We start from the raw sequence: 3,888 nt of genomic DNA, 5'->3' as shown, positions 1-3,888 counted from the left end.
ATCCAGTAGACATGCGCGTAGTGGAGCGAGGCCATGGCGTGGATCGTGAACCAGCCGAGCGGAATCGACAGGATGGCGAAGCTGAGCTCGAATGGATGCGCGGCCTCCTGCTGATTGATCAGATGGAACAGCGAAACGGTGGCGACGCCGACGATGAAAAGGGTAACCGCAAAGATACCCAGTACGGGGAGGTCGGTAGCGCGTGCGTTCTTGCTGAGATAGCGGCCGGTAAGTCTCGGCATCAAGGCGAGGACGAGAACGATGTAGGTGGCAAAAAAGACATTCGCGCCGATCGAATAGGCGAGCGGCACGCGCAGCAGCGAGGCCAGCAACAAAGCGACAATGCCAATGGCCGCCGACAAAGCGAACTGGATATGCGGATGCATCGGCGTTTTGACGGATGTGTCGTCGTCACCCATGGCCCGGCCTCCAGATCAGTCCGGTGTGGCGGATTTCAGCGCCCGCCGCAAGATGCGGTCGAGCTCGCCAAGAAAGCGCGAGCGGTCCTGCGGCGTGAACCCGGCATTGTAGCCTTTGCTTTCGCCAGTCTCGCGCAGATGCTGCTTGAGGTCGCGCATCGCCACCGCCATGCCGATGGTTTCAGGCGTGAAGGGACGGCCGGTCGGGCCCAACACATGCGCGCCGAGCGCCACGGTGCGCGCGGCAAGCGGGATGTCGGCCGTTACCACGATGTCGTTGGACAGTGCATTCTCCACGATCCAGTCGTCGGCGGCATCGGCGCTCTTGGATACCACGACGTGGCGGATCATCGGATCGCGCGACGGGCGCAGCCCGCCATTGGAGACATAGGTGACCATGACGCCGTGGCGCTCCGCCACCTTCTCGACCTCCGCCTTGACCGGGCAGGCGTCGGCATCGACGTAGATGATGGGTGCGGGCATCGTCCCTCCAAAACGAACATGGGGCCGGTTTTGACCGGCCCCATGGCAGAAATTCTTGAACTTGTCAGGCCGGCAAGGCGCCGGACTTCTTCGCGGTCCAGGTGGCGATGTAGTCCATCAGGCCGGGGTTGAGGCAGTCATAGGGTTCGAGCCCGATCGACTTCAGCTGGGCGCGGATGCCGTCCAGCCGTTTGGGATCGACACCGGATTCGATGATCGAGGAGACGAAGGCGGTGAAGCCCGGCGGCGACCAGCCGTCCTCCTCGAAACGCTCGGGATGGATGAAGCTCAGGCCCTTGAACGGATGGTCGCGCTCGACCGGTCCGTGCATGTGGACGCCGCAGCCGGTGCAGGCATGGCGCTGGATCAGCGCGCTCGGATCGACCACTTTCAGCTTGTCGCCATTCTCCACGACGGTGACGTCGCCGGTGCCGGCAACGGCCACGACGGAGAAGATCGCGCCCTCGGGCTTCCAGCATTTGGTGCAGCCGCAGGCGTGGTTGTGGGCGATCTGGCCCTTGACCTTCACCTTCACCGGCTTGCTGGTGCAGGCGCAGACCAGCGTGCCGCCGGAGAAGCTCGCGCTTTCCTTGGGCAGGCCATTGTCGATTCTAGGATGCAGTTTTTCCGGCATTCCATTCCTCCCATGTTTCACCACAGAGGTCGCTGGCCGGTAGGCCGGCGGCGTGCGGCTTCCTCAGTAAACCACGACACTGCGGATCGACTTGCCCTCATGCATGAGGTCGAAGCCCTTGTTGATGTCTTCGAGCTTCAGCGTATGGGTGATCATCGGATCGATCTGGATCTTGCCCTCCATGTACCAGTCGACGATCCGCGGCACGTCGGTGCGGCCGCGCGCGCCGCCGAAGGCGGTGCCCATCCAGGTGCGGCCGGTGACCAGCTGGAACGGCCGGGTCGATATCTCCTGGCCGGCGCCGGCGACGCCGATGATGACCGATTTGCCCCAGCCACGATGCGAGGCCTCGAGCGCCTGGCGCATCACCTTGGTGCTGCCGGTGCAGTCGAAGGTGTAGTCGGCGCCGCCGATCTGGTCGGCGCCGCGCTTGGTCATGTTGACCAGATAAGGCACGATGTCGCCGTCGACCTCCTTCGGATTGACGAAATGCGTCATGCCGAACCGCTCGCCCCACGGCTTCTTGTCGTTGTTCAAGTCGACGCCGATGATCATGTCGGCGCCCGCAAGCTTCAGGCCCTGGATGACGTTGAGGCCGATGCCGCCGAGGCCGAAGACGACGGCGGTGGCGCCTTGCTCGACCTTGGCGGTGTTGATGACCGCGCCGATGCCGGTGGTGACGCCGCAGCCGATGTAGCAGATCTTGTCGAAGGGCGCGTCGGGATTGACCTTGGCCAGCGCTATCTCCGGCAGCACGGTGAAGTTGGAGAAGGTCGAGCAACCCATGTAGTGGAAGAGCTTGTCCTTGCCCATCGAGAAGCGCGACGAGCCGTCCGGCATCAGGCCCTGGCCCTGCGTGGCGCGGATGGCGGTGCAGAGGTTGGTCTTGCGCGACAGGCAGGACGGGCACTGGCGGCATTCCGGCGTGTAGAGCGGGATGACGTGGTCGCCCTTCTTGACCGAGGTCACGCCCTTGCCGACGTCGACGACGATGCCGGCGCCTTCATGGCCGAGGATCGCCGGAAACAGGCCTTCCGGATCGGCGCCCGACAGCGTGAACTCGTCGGTGTGGCAGATGCCGGTCGCCTTGATCTCGACCAGAACCTCGCCGTCACGCGGGCCTTCGAGGTCGACCTCCATGATCTCCAGCGGCTTTCCGGCGGCGACAGCAACAGCGGCGCGCGTTTTCATGAGGCAGTTCCTCCCAAGGCAATCGACAATCTCTGATGTGGCCGGCTTGTTGAGCCTGCCCGGCGAAGCGAAATGCCCGCCAGCCCTCCGCAATGAGCCACGCGCCACTCTACAGAGTTCGGCGACGGCGGCCAACTTCCTTGCGACGTTTTTCGGCGCGGTATTCGCAATCCGGGCAGGGCGGATGCGCGGCGCCCGGCCACTTGAGCCATGGCGGGATTGTCCATAGAACTGGTTTCTCGCCGGAGGAACGACGCCCGAATGTTCAAGAAGATCCTGATCGCCAATCGCGGCGAGATCGCCTGCCGTGTGATCAAGACGGCGCGCAAGATGGGGATTGCCACCGTCGCGGTCTATTCGGACGCCGATCGCGACGCCGTGCATGTCGAGATGGCTGACGAAGCCGTGCATATCGGGCCTTCGCCCGCCGCGCAAAGCTATCTGCTCGCCGACAGGATCCTTGCCGCCTGCAAGCAGACCGGAGCGGAGGCCGTGCATCCCGGCTATGGCTTTCTTTCCGAACGTGCCGCCTTCTGCGAGGCGCTGGAGAAGGAAGGCATCGTCTTCATCGGCCCGAAGCCCAAGGCGATCAGGGCGATGGGCGACAAGATCGAATCGAAGAAATTCGCCAACGAGGCGAAAGTGTCGACCGTGCCCGGCTGGCTGGGCGTCATCGAGAACGCCGACCATGCCGAAAGAATAGCCGGCGAGATCGGCTATCCGGTGATGATCAAGGCCTCGGCCGGCGGCGGCGGCAAGGGCATGCGCATCGCCTGGAGCGAGGCGGAAGTGCGCGACGGCTTCGATCGGGCGCGCTCGGAAGCGAAAAGCTCGTTCGGCGACGACCGCATCTTCATCGAGAAGTTCGTGGTCGATCCGCGCCATATCGAGATCCAGGTATTGGCCGACGCGCATGGCACTGCGCTCTATCTCGGCGAGCGCGAGTGCTCGATCCAGCGGCGCAACCAGAAGGTGGTCGAGGAGGCGCCGTCGCCATTCCTCGACGCCACGACCCGAAAGGCGATGGGGGAGCAGGCAGTGGCGCTGGCCAGGGCCGTCGACTACCAGAGCGCCGGCACGGTGGAATTCATCGTCGACAGCGAAAAGAACTTCTATTTCCTTGAAATGAATACGCGTTTGCAGGTCGAGCACCCGGTGACC

The 3,888-nt window shown here is 63.8% G+C and carries 5 protein-coding genes; 1 reads left to right on the top strand and 4 read right to left on the bottom strand.

Annotated features, from left to right (window positions below):
- The 4 genes from EN780_RS29130 to EN780_RS29115 form a co-directional block, all read right to left on the bottom strand.
- Positions 1–419 (bottom strand): DUF1345 domain-containing protein (locus tag EN780_RS29130; RefSeq protein WP_128276017.1); only part of this gene is annotated, 419 nt, incomplete at its 3' end.
- 15 nt (positions 420–434) lie between these two features.
- Positions 435–902 (bottom strand): YaiI/YqxD family protein, encoded by a 468-nt coding sequence (locus EN780_RS29125; protein WP_128276016.1) that lies wholly within the window; start codon positions 900–902, stop codon positions 435–437.
- Between the two features lie 64 nt (positions 903–966).
- Entirely contained in the window at positions 967–1,536 is a 570-nt protein-coding gene (gfa, locus tag EN780_RS29120) for an S-(hydroxymethyl)glutathione synthase (protein ID WP_128276015.1), read from the bottom strand.
- A gap of 63 nt (positions 1,537–1,599) precedes the next feature.
- Complete coding sequence (locus EN780_RS29115; RefSeq protein ID WP_128276014.1) at positions 1,600–2,727, bottom strand: S-(hydroxymethyl)glutathione dehydrogenase/class III alcohol dehydrogenase; 1,128 nt, start codon at positions 2,725–2,727, stop codon at positions 1,600–1,602.
- Between the two features lie 261 nt (positions 2,728–2,988).
- Between EN780_RS29115 and EN780_RS29110 the strand changes: the two genes are divergently transcribed.
- On the top strand, positions 2,989–3,888 hold a 900-nt coding region (locus tag EN780_RS29110; protein ID WP_128276013.1), incomplete at its 3' end, for a biotin carboxylase N-terminal domain-containing protein.

The sequence above is a fragment of the Mesorhizobium sp. M4B.F.Ca.ET.089.01.1.1 genome, from assembly GCF_004022605.1.
Lineage (GTDB): Bacteria > Pseudomonadota > Alphaproteobacteria > Rhizobiales > Rhizobiaceae > Mesorhizobium > Mesorhizobium abyssinicae.
Note: the sequence above shows the minus strand (reverse complement) of the source record. Positions and strands in the feature narration are given on the sequence as shown.

Bases quoted from the DNA above. Each gene is read 5' to 3' on its own strand.
- gfa (WP_128276015.1), bottom strand. From the start codon at position 1,536: ATGCCGGAAAAACTGCATCCTAGAATCGACAATGGCCTGCCCAAGGAA.
- EN780_RS29115 (WP_128276014.1), bottom strand. From the start codon at position 2,727: ATGAAAACGCGCGCCGCTGTTGCTGTCGCCGCCGGAAAGCCGCTGGAG.
- EN780_RS29125 (WP_128276016.1), bottom strand. From the start codon at position 902: ATGCCCGCACCCATCATCTACGTCGATGCCGACGCCTGCCCGGTCAAG.